This is a genomic window from Streptomyces sp. NPDC014801 (genome assembly GCF_043082085.1).
Lineage (GTDB): Bacteria > Actinomycetota > Actinomycetes > Streptomycetales > Streptomycetaceae > Streptomyces.
Window position 1 is genome coordinate 166,630 of record NZ_JBIBXG010000005.1, and the last position, 15,322, is coordinate 181,951.

Here is a 15,322-nt window from a genome sequence, read left to right on the forward strand (position 1 = left end):
AGGCTGATTCCCATGGGCACCTACGCCATCGTCGGCCTGTCCTGCCTCTTCCCGGGCGCCACCACCCCCGAGGCCTACTGGCGCAACCTGATGGACGGCGTCGACTCCCGCACCGAGGGCGGCGAGCGGGTCTTCGGACACGACCCGACCGCCGAGGAGGCGGGCGCAGGGGAGACCCGCGACCGGCACCGCATCTCCACCACGCGCGGAGGCTTCCCCGACGCCCTCGACGACACCGCGGGGCTGGACGGGTACGACCTGCCCGCCGACTACCTGGCCGGCCTGGACCGCTCGTTCCACTGGGCGCTCCGGACGGCCGGGGGCGCCCTGGCCGACGCGGGGGTTTCCCCCGCTTCCGCGGCCGGCCGGGCGCGCGGGCGGAGGACCGGGGTGGTGTTCGGGAACTACCCGTTCCCCACCCCGGCCTCCGGCCGCATCACGGGGCGGCTGTGGGACACCGCGGTCACCGAGGGCCTCGCGGCGGCCGGCCTGCCCCTGGCCGGGGCGGCCTCCCAGGCGGGGGAGGCCGGCCCGGCCGCGGCCCACAACCTGTGGCCCGGCGGCCTGCCCGCCCACGTGGTGGCCGCCGCCCTCGGCCTCGGCGGCCCCCGCCACACCCTCGACGCCGCCTGCTCCTCCGCGCTGTACGCGCTGCGCCTGGCCTGCGCCCACCTGGAGACGGGCCGCGCCGACCTGATGCTCGCGGGCGGCGTGTGCGCACCCGACCCGACCCTCATCCACCTGTCCTTCTCCGACCTGCGGGCCTACCCGCCCGACGGCTTCAGCAGCCCCTTCGACGCCCGCTCCAAGGGCATCCTCACCGGACAGGGCGCCGCGATGGTCGCCGTACGCCGGCTGGCGGACGCCGTCGCCGACGGCGACCGGATCCACGCCGTGATCGACACCGTCGCGCTCGGCAACGACGGCTCCGGCCGGCACCTGCTCGCCCCGAACGTCGACGGGCAGCTCGCGGTGTACGAGCACGCCTACCGCACGGCCGGCCTGACCCCGGCGGACGTGCAGTACCTGGAGTGCCACGCCACCGGCACACCGCTCGGCGACCGGACCGAACTGGAGGGCGTGGCACGCTACTTCGGGCGCGGGCCGCTGCTCGGCTCGGTCAAGGGCAACATCGGGCACCTGCTCACCGCCGCCGGCATGAGCAGCCTGATCAAGGTCGTCCTCGCCCTCGGTCACGGCACCCTCCCGCCCACCCCGGGCGTCGCGGAGCCGCTGCCGGGCACGGTCGCCGACCGCGTGGTGCGCGAGGCCACCCCCTGGCCGCACACGGACGGCGTACGGCGGGCCGCGGTCTCGGCGTTCGGCTTCGGCGGCACCAACGCGCACGTCGTGCTCTCCGCGCCGCGGGAGGACACCGCCGAGGAACCGGCACCGGCCGTGCGGCCGCCCGTCCTCGCCGTCGTCGGCATGGGCGCCCACTTCGGCGCGTTCACCACCCTCGACGCCTTCGAACGCGCCGGACACGACGGGCTCGACGCCCTGCGGGAGCTGCCGCCGCACCGCTGGCGGGGCTTCGAGTCGGTCACCGGCGGACCGCTGGAGGAGGCCGGACTCGCCCACGACGGCGTGCCGCGCGCGGCCTACGTCGAGGAGTTCGAGGCCGACGCCACCGCCTACCGCATCCCGCCGAACGACCTGGAACACTTCAACCAGCAGCACCTGCTGATGATGCGGGTCGCCGAAGAGGCGCTGCGCGACGCCGGATACGAGCGCGGCGGCACCGGCCGCCGGGTCGGCGTCGTCCTCGGCATGGAGACCGAACCCAGCGCCCACGGCCACGGCGCCCGCTACGCCCTCGGCCGCAAACTCGCCGCCTGGTGCGCGCAGGCGGGCCTCGACCCCACGCCCGAACAGCTCGCCGCGCTCACCCGCGCCGCCCGCGACGGCATCCACGACACCATCGAGGCCAACGAGGTCCTCAGCTACATCGGCAGCGTCATGGCCGCCCGGATCTCCTCCCTGTGGAACCTCACCGGGCCCTCCTTCACCGTCTCCTCCGACAGCGCCGCCGGCGTCGACGCCCTCGACGCCGCCCGGCTGCTGCTGCTCGACCCGACCGTCGAGGCGGTGCTCGTCGGCGCGGTCGACCTGGCCGCGGGCCCCGAGGCGACGCTCGCCCGGGAACTCCTCGAACCCGGCGCCGTACGCGACGGACTGCGCCTCCTCGGCGACGGGGCCGGCGCCCTCGTCGTCACCCGGCCCGGCTGCGTCCAGCCCGGCCGCACCGTCTACGCCACCGTCGAGGCCCTCGCGGTCCGCCACGCCGCCACGCTCACCCCGCGGCCCGAGCCCGCGCTCGTCGCCGAGGCCGCCGAAGAGGCCCTCGCCGCCGCCGGGCTCACCCCGGCCGACGTCGAACTCGTCGAGGCCGGCGACGCCGGCACCGGCGTGCTCGACGGACTCGCCCGCGTCTGGTCGGCCGAGCGGGCCGGGGGAGCGCTGCGCACCGCGCTGTCCGGGGCCCACTCCGGCGTCGGCGACACCGGGTGCGCCTCCGCGCTCGCCTCGGTCATCCGCGCCGCGCTGTGCCTGCACCACGGCTACCACCCGGTCGCACCCGACGGCGTGGACGGCACCCGGCTCACCGGCTCCGCCTTCTTCCTCGCCGGCACCGCGCGGCCCTGGCTGCGCGCCCACCGCGACGGCCGCCGCGTCGCGAGCGTCAGCGTCACCGGCACCGCCGGCAGCCACGCCCACGTCGTGCTCGGCGGGGCGCAGAGCCGCGGCGAGGTCGTCGCCACCGACTGGGCGCGGTCCGGCGGCAGTCTCGTCGTCCCCGTCGGCGCCGACGACCTGGACACGCTGCTGCGCCGCATCGGCGACCTGCGGGACGCCGTCGCGGACGGCGGCGACTGGGCCGCGGGACTGGCCGAGGACCGGCCGGCCGCCCTCAAGGCCGTACTCGTCGCCGGCGACCCGGCCGGGCTGGTCCGCCAGGCCGAGCAGGCACTGAAGGACCTGCCGGACGTGTACCGGTCGGGCGGCGAGTGGGTCTCGCCGTCCGGCAGCTGCTTCGCCGCCCGCCCGGTCGCCGGGCCGGGCACCCGGACGGCGCTGGTCTACCCGGGCGCGTTCAACTCCTACCTCGGCCTGGGCGGGGCGCTGTTCCGTGCCTTCCCCGGCCTGCTGCCCCGCTACGAGGCCCAGGCCTCGCGCCCCGCCGACATGCTGCGCGCCGACCGCCTTCACCCGCGCTCCCTCACCCCGCTCGACCGGCGGGAACTGATGCGGCGCGAGACGGAGCTGATCGAGGACATCCCGCTGATGCTGGCCGTCGGCACCAGTTACGCGCTGCTGGCCACCGATCTGGTGCGCGAGGTGCTGGGCGTGCCGGTGCACGGGGCGTTCGGCTACAGCCTCGGCGAGTCCAGCATGCTCTTCGCCACCGGCGGCTGGGTGAAGGGCGCCCGCGCCACCACGAAGATCGACACCTCGCCGCTCTTCGTCGACCGGCTGTGCGGCCCCAAGCGGGTCGTACGCGAGCTGTGGGGGATCGGCGACGACGTGCCCGACCGGGAGGTGTGGGCCACCCATGTGCTGCTCGCCCCCGCGGACGAGGTGCGGGCCGCCGTCGCGGGGTACGACCGGGTGTTCGTCACCCACGTCAACACCCCGCACGAGGTGGTCGTGGCCGGCGACCCGGCCCAGTGCCGCGACCTGATCGACGCCCTCGGCTGCCGCAGCGCCCGCTCGCCCGCCAACCACGTCATGCACGTGCCCGTCGTGGACGGCGTGCTGCCCGAACTGGCCGAACTGAACCGCTACCCCACGGGTGACGTCGGCGACCTGGTGCTCTACAGCAGCCGGCACTACGCGCCCGTCGGGGACCTCGAACAGGACGCGGTCGCCGACGACATCGCCGTCACCCTGCGGGAGACCATCGACTTCCCGCGGCTGGTGGAGCGGGCGTACGCGGACGGCTTCCGCTGCTTCGTCGAGGTCGGGCCGTCCAGCACCTGCGCCCGCTGGATCCAGGAGACCCTCGGCGACCGGCCCCATCTGTCCGTCCCGGTCGACCGGCGCGGGGCACGCGGCGCGTCCGACATCGCCCGGCTGGTCGCCCGCCTCGCCGCGCACGGCGTCCCGGTCGACCTGACCCCGTTCCGCCCACCCGTCCGGCCCGCCCGCCCCCGGGGCGTGCGCACCTTCACGGTGGGCGGCGAACCGGTGGCCCCGCTGGTGACCCGCGCGGCAACACCGGTTGCTCCGCAGGTGAGGCGGTTGACCACGTCGGCGCCCACGCCTACGGCACCGGCGGCGACACCGGTTGCTCCGCAGGTGACACGGCTGACCGTATCGGCGCCCGCGCCGACGGCAGAGGCGGCGACACCGGTCGCGGCGACAGTCCCGCCGCCCACGCGGGGTGCGACACGGCCCACGCCGACCGAACCCGCGGCGGCGTCTGCGGCGCCCGCGCCTGCGGCTTCGCCGGTCGGGCCCGCGTCCGCGACGGCCGGGGCGACGTCCGCGCCGGCCGTGCCCGCGGCGGCGTCTGCGGTGCCCGCGCCTGAGCCCCCGGCGTCCGCGCCCCCGCGCGCCTTGCCGGCGGGAGCCTCTGCCGCCCCGGCGTCGGCCCACCCGACGCCCTCGCCTGCGACCCCGGCGTCCGCGCCGTCGCCTGACGGGCCCGCGCCCGCACCCCCCGCGCCCGCGTCCACACCCCCCGTCCCGGTGCGTGCCGCGGACGTCGAGCACGTCACGGAAGTCAACGCCACGGAATGGGACAACGCGATGCCGAACCGCCCCTCCGGCCCGCCCGTACCCGCGCTCACGCTGGAGCGGGAGCCGATCACCCTGCTGCCCGCGGACGGCCTCGTCCTGCCGGGCGGGCCCGACGCGGACGGCCGCGTCACCGCCGTACCGGCCGACCGGGACGCGCTCGCCGGCGGGACCGCCCCGCCTTCCGCCGCTGGCACCGGCGCCCCGGCCGACGCCGCGGACCCGGGTGCCCTGGACGCCTTTCCCGCGCAGCGGTCCGCCCCGCCCCGGGACGTGCCGCCGCGTCCGGCGGTGTTCGGCGCCCCGCTGCCCGTACCGCCGAAGCCGAAGCCCAAGCCGGAGCCCCAGGCGAAGCCCGAGCCGGCCAAGGCCTCCGGCGCGGGGCCGGAGCAGGCGTCCACGCTCGCGCTCGTCCGCAGCCTGCGCTCCGAGATCCTGGAAGCCCACCGCGAGGTCCTGGACGCCCAACGGGCCCTGCACGAGGAGCTGATGGCGGTCCTGTCACCGCCCGCGACCGAAACCGAACCGGCGGCCCCCGCCACGGCGGCCTCGGCCACAGCAGTTCCGCCTGCGCCCGCATCGGCCACCCCACCGGCACCCGTCTCCGGCTCGGTCCCCGTGAGGCCCGCCTCCGGCTCCGTCTCCGCCACGCCCGCGTCCACCCAGATCGCTCCCGCGCCCCCGGAGACCCCCCGGCCCCCCAAGCCCGAAGGTGTCGTCTGGGACGAGCAGGACCTGCTGGAGTTCGCCGTCGGCAAGGTGGGGAACGTCTTCGGGCCCCGGTTCGCCCGGATCGACGGCTACCCGCGGCGCGTCCGGCTGCCCGCACCGCCGTACCTCTTCGCCACCCGCGTCACCGAACTGCGCGCGGAACCCGGCGAGTTCAAGCCGTCGTTCATCCGCACCGAGTACGACGTGCCGGAGGACGCCTGGTACGCAGTGGACGGCCAGGTGCCGCCGGCCGTCACCATCGAGGCCGGCCAGTGCGACCTGCTGCTGATCAGCTACCTCGGCGCCGACTTCACCAACCGGGGCCGGCGCGTGTACCGGCTGCTCGACAGCAGCCTCAGCTTCCTCGGCGACCTGCCGCGCACCGGGCAGACGCTGCGCTACGACATCTGGATCGACCAGTTCGTGCGCCAGGGCGACACCCTGCTGTTCTTCTTCCACTACGACTGCTACGCCGACGGCGAGCTGATCCTGAAGCTCACCGACGCCTGCGCCGGCTTCTTCACCGACGAGGAACTGGAGAGCTCGCCGGGCCTCGTCCAGGGCAGGAGCAAGCCCCAGGGCCCCGCGGAGCGCTCCGCGTTCAAGCCGCTCGCCCGCACCGACCGCACCGCCCTGACCTCCGCCGACCTCGACGCCCTCGCGGAGGGCCGGATCGCGGACGTGTTCGGGCCGGGCCACCGCCAGCCCCCCGGCTGCAACACCGCGCTGCGACTGCCCACCCGGCCCCTGCTGATGGCCGACGAGGTCACCGCCCTGGACCGCACCGGCGGCAGCCACGGCCTCGGCCGGATCGAGGCCGTCAAGCGACTGGAACCGGACGCCTGGTACTTCACCAGCCACTTCCCGGACGATCCGGTGCTCGCCGGCTCCCTCGTCGCGGAGGGCGCGGTGCAGCTGCTGGAGACGTACGCGCTCTCCCTCGGCCTGCACCTCACCCTGCCCGACGCCCGCTTCCAGCCGGTGCCCGGACTGAAGACCGAGGTGAAGGTGCGCGGGCAGATCACCCCGCGCAACAGCCGCATCGAGTACCGCGTCGACATCACGGACGTGACCCTGCTGCCGCGGCCCGCGCTCGTCGCCGACGTGGTCGTGCTGCGCGACGGCACTCCGTCGATCAGCATCACCGGCCTCGGCATCCGGCTGCGGGAGAAGCCCGGCACGCCCTACCGCCCCGAGGCCGGCGGGCGCGTGCCGCACTTCCTCGGCCGGCTCTCCCCGGCCACCGGCGAACCCGCGCTGCTCAACGAGTTCCACATGGCGCACGCCGCCAAGGGCGACCTGGCGATCGCGATGGGCCCCGAGTTCGAGATCTACGCCGACAGCCGGGCACCGTACATCCCCAACGGCGACTTCCTGTTCGTGGACCGGGTGATGAAACTCGAAGGCACCCGCGGCACCCTCAAGAGGGGCGCGGTGATGGTCACCGAGTACGACTCGCCCGAGGACGCCTGGTACTACGCCGACAACGGCGGCCCGGTCATGCCGAACTGCGTGTACATGGAGTCCAGCCTGCAGGCGGCGATCCTCCTCGGCTACTACCTGGGCGCCACGCTGCCCTACCCGCAGGAGCAGTTCAGCATCCGCAACCTCGACGGCCGCGCCACCCTGCTGAAAGACGTCGACCTGCGCGGAAAGACCATCCAGCACCGCTCCACGCTGCTGTCCAGCGACCGCATGCCCGGCTCGATCCTGCAGAACTTCTCCTACGAACTCTCCGCCGACGGCGAGGTCTTCTACACCGGCGAGTCCCTCTTCGGCTACTTCAACGACAAGGCGCTCGCCCGCCAGGTCGGCCTGGACAAGGGCGAGGAGGTGCTGCCCTGGCTGGACCGGCAGCCGTCCCGGCCCGCCGGCACCCGCCGGATCGACCTGGCCGCCCACCGCGCGGCCGGCCGCGGACCCCGCATCGCCGGCGGCAAACTCGACCTCGTCGAGTGGCTCGACGTCCTGCCCGGCGGGGGCGAGCACGGCGGCGGCTATCTGCGCGGCCACCGCTCCGTCCGCCCCGACGAGTGGTACTTCTCCTGCCACTTCCACCGCGACCCCGTCATGCCCGGCTCCCTCGGCGTCGAGGCGCTGCTGCAGGCGATGCAGGTGTACGCCGTGGAGGGCGGACTCACCGACGGGCTGCGCAACCCGCGCTTCGCCCTGCTGCGGGGCACCCCGACGACCTGGAGCTACCGCGGGCAGATCCTGCGCACCGACCCCGACCTGGAGTTCGACGTCCACCTCAAGGACGTCCGCCGCGAGAGCGGGCGCATCGTCCTCACCGGTGACGCGAACGTGTGGAAGTCGGCCTTGCGCATCTACCACGTCGGCGACATCGGCGTCGAGATCCACCACGACTGATCCCCACGACCGATTCCCACGACGGATTCCCCACGACTGATCCACCACGAACAGCGGCCCCCACCAGCCCACGAGGGAGACAGCAGATGACCACCGAGCAGCCGCGGCCGCGGTGGAGCGGACCCGTGGCACCCGCGGTCGGCGACAGCGCGATCCAGGACGTCCTCACCCGCCTCGACGAACCCGTGTACGTCCTGCGCGGCCCCCACGGCCTCGGTGCCGCCGCCGGTGGCACGGCGGGCCCCGGCGGGGAGCACGAGATCGTCGCCGCCGCGCCCGCGCTCGGCCCCGAACGCCTGGGCAGCGCCGCGTTCCTGCGCGCCCACGGGGTGCGGCAGGCCTACATGAGCGGGGCCATGGCCGGCGGCATCGCCTCCGCCGACCTGGTGATCGCCATGGCCCGCGCCGGCTACCTCGCCTCCTACGGCGCGGCCGGGCTGCTGCCGGAGACGGTGGAGCGGGCGCTTCAGCGGTTCGCCGCCGAGATCCCCGGGCTGCCGTACGCCTGCAACCTGATCCACAGCCCGAGCGAGGAGCGGCTGGAGCGCACCGCGGTCGAGCTGTACCTCAAGCACCGGGTGCCGTGCGTGGAGGCGTCGGCCTTCCTCGGGCTCACCCCGCACCTGGTGCGCTACCGGCTCGCCGGACTGCGCGCGGGCGGGCCGCACGGCGTCGTCGCCGAGAACAAGGTGATCGCCAAGATCTCCCGTACGGAGATCGCGGAACTGTTCATGCGGCCCGCGCCCGAGGCGATGGTCAGCGCCCTGCTCGCGGACGGCGCGATCACGGCGGAGCAGGCGCGGCTGGCCGCCCGGGTGCCGCTCGCCGACGACATCACCGTCGAGGCCGACTCCGGCGGGCACACCGACCGGCGTTCGCTGCCCGCGCAGCTGCCGGTGATCCTGCGGCAGCGGGACGCGCTGATGAAGGAGCTCGGCCACCCGGTGCGGATCCGGGTCGGCGCGGCCGGCGGCATCGGCACGCCGGACGCGGCCTGGGCGGCGTTCGCGATGGGCGCCGACTACGTGGTGACCGGTTCCGTCAACCAGTCCTGTGTGGAGGCGGGGACCTCCGACCGGGTCAAGGAGATGCTGGCCCGCGCCGAGCTCGCGGACTGCGAGATGGCGCCGGCCGCGGACATGTTCGAGATGGGGGTCGAGCTGCAGGTCCTCAAGCGCGGCACGCTCTTCCCGATGCGGGCCAAGCTGCTGTACGAGCTGTACCGCGACCACGACGGCCTCGACGCGATCCCCGCGCCGGTGCGCGCGCGGATCGAGCAGCAGATCTTCCGGCGGCCGCTGGCCGACGTCTGGGCGGACACCGCGGCGTACTTCGAGCGCCGCGACCCCGCCCAGCTGGCCCGCGCCGCCGAGAACCCCAAGCGGCGGGCCGCGCTCGTCTTCCGCTGGTACCTCGGCATGGCCTCCCGCTGGGCGACCACCGGCGACGAGGACCGCGCCGTCGACTACCAGATCTGGTGCGGCCCGGCCATGGGCGCCTTCAACGACTGGGTGCGCGGCACGTATCTGGCCGCCCCGCGCAACCGGCGCGTCGCCGACGTGGCCCACCACCTGATGACCGGCGCCGCCTTCCACCAACGCCTGTCACTGCTCCGCGCGGCGGGTCTCGCCCTGTCCCCGGCGATCGCCGCCTACCCGGTCCCGCACCCCGACGCAGCCGAGCAGGTGCTGTCATGACCACCCCGCCCACCGCCGCGGAGCGGCCCGACGACAAGTCCGGCCAGGCGACCGCGCACCCCGTCGGCCTCACCCCGCCGGCAGCCGCAGAGCGACCTGACGCCACGCCGGCTGCCGCCGCCGAGCATCCCGGCGGGGCATCCGCCATTGCCGAACGTCGAGCCGGCTTGCCCGCAGCCGAGGGGCCGGACGGCGCTTCCGTGGCCGTGGAGCGACTCGACGCCGTGCCGACGGCCGCCGAGCGCTCTCATGGTGCCTCCGCCACCGCGGAGCGGCCTGCCGGCCCGTCCGCGGCCCTGCGACCCGGCGGTTGGTCGGTCGCAGGCGAGTGGCGCGACGCCTCACCGGCTCCCGCCGAGCAGGCCCAAAGCACCTCCGGCGCCGGCGAGCCGGCCGCCGGCCCGTCCGGCGGCGAGGGGCCGGACGGTGCCTCCGCCTTCGGCGAGCGGCCCGGTGGCCCGGCTGTCGCTGCCGAGGGGACCGGGGCCGTGTTTCCCGGGGCCGAGTCGCTTGATGCGTTGCTCGGGGATCCGTGGCGGGGCGGGAATCCGTACGGGTTCGCCGCCGCCGTGGCCCGGGACGGGCGGGCCGAGTTCCCGCATGCCTTCGCCGAGCGGCTGGAGTCGGCCGATCTGCCGCTCGCGCATGTTCCGGCCGGGCTGGGCGGCACGCTGACGGGGCTGGACGACACGCTGCAGCGGGTGCGGGTCGCGGCCCGCCGGGACGCGGCGGTGATGCCGGCGACGCTGCTGTCCTGCGCGGCCGTGGCCACGGTCCTCGCGGCCGGCACGCCCGGGCAGGCCAGGGCCGTCGCCGACTGGGTGCACGCGGGCCGTACCGTCGCCTTCGCGCTCTCCGAGGAGCACGCGGGCAGCGACGTCCTGGCCAACACCTGCCGGCTGGAGGAGGCGCCCGGCGGCGGGTTCACCCTCACCGGGAGCAAGTGGCTGGTCGGCCGGGGCGCCACCGCGCACGCCGCGCTGGTCGTGGCGCGCACCGCGCCCCGCGGCCCCGCCGCGTTCACGGCGGTGCTGCTCGGCCCGCGGGAACTGGCCCGCGTCCGCCGGGCGGCCGCCCACCCGGTGACCGGCATGCGCGGCATCGACTTCGCCGACCTCGTCTTCGACGGGACGCCCGTTCCCGCGGACGCGGTGGTCGGCGCCGTCGGCGGCGGGCTGGCCGCGGCGATGCGCGCCCAGCAGCTGGTGCGGCTGCTGAGCACCGCGGCCTGCCTCGCCACCGCCGACACCGCCCTGCGTACGGCGCTGCGCTTCACCCGCTCCCGCAAGGCCGCCGGCGCGGCCGTCGCCGGCACCGCCCACACGGAGCGCGACATCGCCCTTGCCGGCGCCGAGTTGATGGCGGCCGACGTGCTGTCGCTGACGGCGGCCCGCTACGCCCAGCTGTCGCCCGGCACGTTCGGCCTGTGCTCGCACGTCGTCAAACGGGTCGCCACCCGGCTGACCGCCTCCTCCATCGTCCGCTCGCGCGGCCTGCTGGGCGCCCGCGGGTTCCTCGCCGACGGTCCCGGCTCGGTCGTCGACAAGGCCCAGCGCGACAACGCCGTCGTCGAGTCCATCGACACCAGCCCGCTCGGGGTGCTGCGGGCCGTGGCCGCCCAGCTCCCCGCCTACGCCGAACCGCCCCAGGACGCGCGGACGGCACCGCGGGACGTGCGGGCGCTGTGCGCGTACGGCGAGCCGCTGCCCGCCCTCGACCACACCGCCCTCGACCTGGCCGCCCGCCCCCGGGACCGCGTGCTGCTCGGGTTCGCCGAGCACGCCGCGACGGTGGCCGCGCGGCTGGAGGAGTGCGGGGCGCCGCGCGCCGCCGAGCTGGTGCGCGAGGTGCGCGCGGCGCTCGCCGCCACCGTCGCCGCGGCCGCCGACGCCCGCCGCGACCGCGCCCGCGCGGCCGGCCCCGAACCGCTCGACCTCGCCGACAGCGGCTGCCTGCTGTACGCGGCCGCCGCCGCGGCCCTCGCCTGGTGGGCGCACTCCGGCCGGGGCCTGTACGGCGAACGCGCCGACGGCGCCGGCTGGCTGACCGCCGTCCTCGCCGTGCTGCTGGCCCACGCCGACGGCCGCGACCCGCGCCGGGTGCCGGCCGGAGACCTCGCGCCCGCCGCCGAGGCCGTCACCCGGCTGGACGCCGACCCCCAGCTGTTCACCGCACTCCCGGTGCGGCTGTCCGACGCCCCGGGCCCCGCGTGAGCCCCCGACCGACCGAGGAGGAGCGGACATGACCGACCTCGCCGCGCTCATGGCCGACCTGGAGAACCACCTGGGCGACCCGTGGGACCCCGCCGGACCCATGCCCTACCCGCGCGTCCTCGCCCTGGACGAGGAACAGCGCTACCCGCACGTGTTCGTCGACCACCTGGCCGCCTGGGGCCTGTACGACTGGATCATCCCCGCCGACCAGGGCGGCCGCGCCGTCGACGTCGAGGACGGCTTCAACCTCTACCGGCTGGTCGGCCGCCGCGACCCCACCGCCGCCACCGCCATGGTGCTCACCAGCCTCAGCTACATGCCGGTGTGGGTCGCGGGCACCGAGGAGCAGCGCCGGCACTTCGCCGACGCCGTCCGCGGCGGCGCCAAGCTGGCCTGGGGCCTGTCCGAGCGCCGGCACGGCAGCGACGTCCTCGCCAACGAGACCACCGCCACCCGCACCGACGGCGGCTGGCTCCTGAACGGCGAGAAGTGGACGATCGGCAACGCCACAGTCGCCGACACCGTCATGGTCTTCGCCCGCACCCGCCCCGAGGGCGGCCCCGGCGGCTACTCCGTCTTCGCCGTGGAGAAGGCGGGCCTGACCGAGGGGCAGCTGCGGCACCTGCCGGACGAGCCCCTGCACGGGCTGCGCGGGCTCGACATGAGCGGGGTGGCGCTGCGCGACTGCCTCGTGCCGGACTCCGCGCTCGTCGGCCGGGCGGGACAGGGCCTCGAAGTGGCGCTCAAGAGCAGCCAGCTGGCCCGGATCGCCATCTCCAGCATCGCCATGAGCTGCGTGGACACCGCGCTGCGCACCACCTGCGACTTCGCCCTCTCCCGCGTCATCTTCGGCGGCACGGTCGCCGAGGTGCCGTACTCCCGGCGGCAGCTGGCGGAGAGCTTCGCCGAACTGCTCGTCGCGGACGCGCTGACCACCGGCGCCGTCCGTTCGCTGCAGCTCGCCCCGGCGCAGGCCAGCGTGTGGTCCTCGGTCGTGAAGTACTTCGTGCCGACGCTGCTGGAGGAGACCCTCTCCCGCCTCGCCACCGTCCTCGGCGCCCGCTACTACCTGCGCGCCCACCCCCGGCACGGCGTCTTCCAGAAGATGCTGCGGGACTTCGCCATCTCCAACTTCGCCGACGGCAACACCGTGGTGAACCTCAAGAACATCGCGCTGCAGCTCAAACGGCTCGCCGCGGACACCGTCGAGCAGGACCCGGCGCGCGTCGAACGGGCCGTGGAGGCCACCGCGCGCCTCTTCGACCCCGCCCACCCCATGCCGCCGTACGACCCCGCCGCGCAACAGCTGTTCAGCCGCGAAGGCGACGACAACGTGCTCGCGCTGCCCGCGGCCGCCGCCGCGCTGCGCCGCGCGGGCGAGACCGCCTCCGGCCGCGACGCCGGCGTGCTCGCCCGGTGCGCCGACACCGCGGACGCGCTCGCGGCGGAGGTGCACCGGATCGCCGCCGAGCACGCCAAGCTGGCCGCCGAACAGGGCCGGCGGGCCGGGCAGTCCGCCGAGCTGTACGACCTCGCCAAGCAGTACGCGGCGGTCTCCGCCGGGGCCGCCTGCGTCCACCTGTACCTGCACGGCCGGGACTCGCTCGCGCCCGCGCTGCGCTCGCCCGCCGTGCTGCTGCTGTGCCTGGAACGGCTGCTGCGCCGCTTCCACCCCCTGCGCCGGGTGACGGGACCCGACGACGTCGACGCGGTGGCCGCCGCGCTGACCGACACCCACAGCGCGGGGCTGCTGTTCGCCTTCCGTCCGTACCCCGTGCGGTGGTGACACTCCCGATGCGCCCCCCGACGCGCGCGATGGCGCAGCCCCCCGGCACGGCGCCGGAACCGGCCGGCGACCCGCTCGCCGGCTCGGCCGACGTGTGGCTGCTCGCCGAGGAGGACGTGGACCGGTTCGCCGCGGCGACCGGCGGCCTCGCCCTGCTCACCGAAGAGGAGCGGGCCCGGCACGACCGGCTGCTGTTCCCCGCCGCCCGCACCCGCTTCCTCGGCGCCCGGCTGCTGTCCCGGCAGGTGCTCTCCCAGTACGCCGACGTCGAGCCGGACGAGTGGCGGTTCGCCAAGGGCCGCTTCGGCCGGCCCACGGTCCAGGGCAGCGACTGGGGACTGGACTTCAACCTCACCCACACCAACGGGCTGATCGCGGCCATCGTGGTGCGCGGCCGCACCGCCGGCGTCGACGCGGAGGCCACCCCGGCCCGCCCCGAGGCGCTGCAGTTCGCGCCGAAGGTGTTCACCCCGCTGGAGCAGGAGATCCTGCGCCGCGACCGGGAGGACCAGCAGGGGCACGCCTTCGCCGACTCCTGGGTGGCCAAGGAGGCGTACACCAAGGCCACCGGCATGGGCATGGCCCGCGGCTTCGACGCGTTCTCCGTGCACCGGCTGCGCGGCGGCGGCCTGGCCGTCGTGGACGACGAGATCCCGGAGGACGAACGGCCCCTGTGGCAGATCCAGGTGATGCAGGTCTGGGACCGCTTCGCCCTCGGCATCGCCATCCGCGCCAGTGAGGACGACACGGGCCCGATCCCGGTCCGCCTCCGCTCGGCGATGGCGGAACTCCTGCCCCGGGGAGCCACCGGATGAGCACCGCCCGGCGTGCCGCCCCACCGGCCGCTCCGCCACCCCGGCCCGCGTGCGTCCTGCCTCGCCCCTGCCCTTCATGCGTTCGGCGCTGCATCCGGCCGCGTACGTCCGGCGTCGCCCCCGCCGGGCGTGCCGGGCGTGCGCCCGGCTGCGGTGTCCACTCCCGGTCTGGCCGCTACCTGCCAGCAGCGGCGGTTTCCGGCCGTCGTCGGGGGTGTGTTGCATGGAAGCCGGGAACCGCCGGACGACGGGGGCGGTGGGACGGAGGGCGAACCATGCCGGCGAAGGGGAACGCGGAACTGCTCGCGGGGTGCGCCCGCGGCGAGGCGGAGGCCTGGGACGAGACCGTCGACCGGTTCGGCCGGCTCGTGTGGTCGGTGGCGCGCAGCCACCGCGTCAGCCGGGTCGACGCCGAGGACGTACGGCAGCTGACCTGGTTCCGGCTGATGCAGAACGCCGACCGCATCCGCGACCCCGACCGGCTCGGCGACTGGCTGGCCACCGTGGCCCGCCGCGAGGCCATCAAGGCGGCCACCCGCGACCGCCGGCTCGTCCACGTCGGCGACCGCGAGGTGCTGGAGTCCCTGCTGGACCGCCACCGCGGCCCGCACGAGAGCCCCGAGCAGATCACCCTGCGCGCCGACCGCGGCCGGGAGGTGCGCCGCGCCCTGGACGGCCTGTCCGAGCAGTGCCGCGAGCTGCTGCTGCGCGCCCTGCAGGACCCGCCGGCGTCGTATCAGGAGATCGCCGCCGCGCTGGCCATGCCGGAGGGCTCCGTCGGCCCGATCCGCACCCGCTGCCTGCGCCGCCTGCGCCGCGCCCTGGACCAGGCCGCCGCCGAGCCCGGCCCGGCGCCGGCCGGCTGCGCCCGCTGCCCGCTGACCACCCCTGACCGAAGCACCGCCGACCGAACCGAGGTAGCCAGGTGAGGACTTCCCCGCACAGCCCCGTCCGGCCGGCCGGTGGGCACGCCCGCACCGGCGCACCGCT

At 75.9% G+C, this 15,322-nt stretch carries 6 protein-coding genes; all 6 read left to right on the plus strand.

What is annotated here, in order from left to right; translation table 11 throughout:
- Window positions 1-12 precede the first annotated feature (12 nt).
- The 6 genes from ACF1AL_RS13065 to ACF1AL_RS13090 all read left to right on the plus strand — a co-directional run bounded on the left by ACF1AL_RS13065 (window position 13) and on the right by ACF1AL_RS13090 (window position 15,261).
- Window positions 13-7,821 carry a beta-ketoacyl synthase N-terminal-like domain-containing protein gene (locus ACF1AL_RS13065; protein WP_391825939.1) on the plus strand — a complete coding sequence of 2,603 codons (7,809 nt, stop codon included), beginning with the start codon at window positions 13-15 and terminating at the stop codon, window positions 7,819-7,821.
- 86 nt (window positions 7,822-7,907) lie between these two features.
- Window positions 7,908-9,518: a PfaD family polyunsaturated fatty acid/polyketide biosynthesis protein gene (locus ACF1AL_RS13070; protein WP_391825940.1), complete on the plus strand. Its 1,611-nt coding sequence runs from the start codon at window positions 7,908-7,910 to the stop codon at window positions 9,516-9,518.
- Window positions 9,515-11,731 carry an acyl-CoA dehydrogenase family protein gene (locus tag ACF1AL_RS13075; protein WP_391825941.1) on the plus strand — a complete coding sequence of 739 codons (2,217 nt, stop codon included), beginning with the start codon at window positions 9,515-9,517 and terminating at the stop codon, window positions 11,729-11,731. The genes ACF1AL_RS13070 and ACF1AL_RS13075 overlap by 4 nt, the downstream gene beginning before the upstream one ends.
- Before the next feature lie 28 nt (window positions 11,732-11,759).
- A complete protein-coding gene (locus ACF1AL_RS13080) occupies window positions 11,760-13,517 on the plus strand; it encodes an acyl-CoA dehydrogenase family protein (protein ID WP_391703162.1) in 1,758 nt (585 codons plus the stop codon).
- Between the two features lie 8 nt (window positions 13,518-13,525).
- Complete coding sequence (locus ACF1AL_RS13085; protein WP_366836171.1) at window positions 13,526-14,332, plus strand: 4'-phosphopantetheinyl transferase superfamily protein; 807 nt, start codon at window positions 13,526-13,528, stop codon at window positions 14,330-14,332.
- Window positions 14,333-14,607: 275 nt separating this feature from the next.
- The gene (locus tag ACF1AL_RS13090) at window positions 14,608-15,261 is read left to right on the plus strand and encodes an RNA polymerase sigma factor (protein WP_386584864.1); all 654 of its coding nucleotides are present in this window, start codon (window positions 14,608-14,610) and stop codon (window positions 15,259-15,261) included.
- Window positions 15,262-15,322: the final 61 nt, after the last annotated feature.

What these genes read in the sequence shown, in the direction of transcription:
- ACF1AL_RS13065 (WP_391825939.1), top strand. Translation starts at nt 13, where the DNA reads ATGGGCACCTACGCCATCGTCGGCCTGTCCTGCCTCTTCCCGGGCGCC.
- ACF1AL_RS13070 (WP_391825940.1), top strand. Translation starts at nt 7,908, where the DNA reads ATGACCACCGAGCAGCCGCGGCCGCGGTGGAGCGGACCCGTGGCACCC.
- ACF1AL_RS13075 (WP_391825941.1), top strand. Translation starts at nt 9,515, where the DNA reads ATGACCACCCCGCCCACCGCCGCGGAGCGGCCCGACGACAAGTCCGGC.
- ACF1AL_RS13080 (WP_391703162.1), top strand. Translation starts at nt 11,760, where the DNA reads ATGACCGACCTCGCCGCGCTCATGGCCGACCTGGAGAACCACCTGGGC.
- ACF1AL_RS13085 (WP_366836171.1), top strand. Translation starts at nt 13,526, where the DNA reads ATGCGCCCCCCGACGCGCGCGATGGCGCAGCCCCCCGGCACGGCGCCG.
- ACF1AL_RS13090 (WP_386584864.1), top strand. Translation starts at nt 14,608, where the DNA reads ATGCCGGCGAAGGGGAACGCGGAACTGCTCGCGGGGTGCGCCCGCGGC.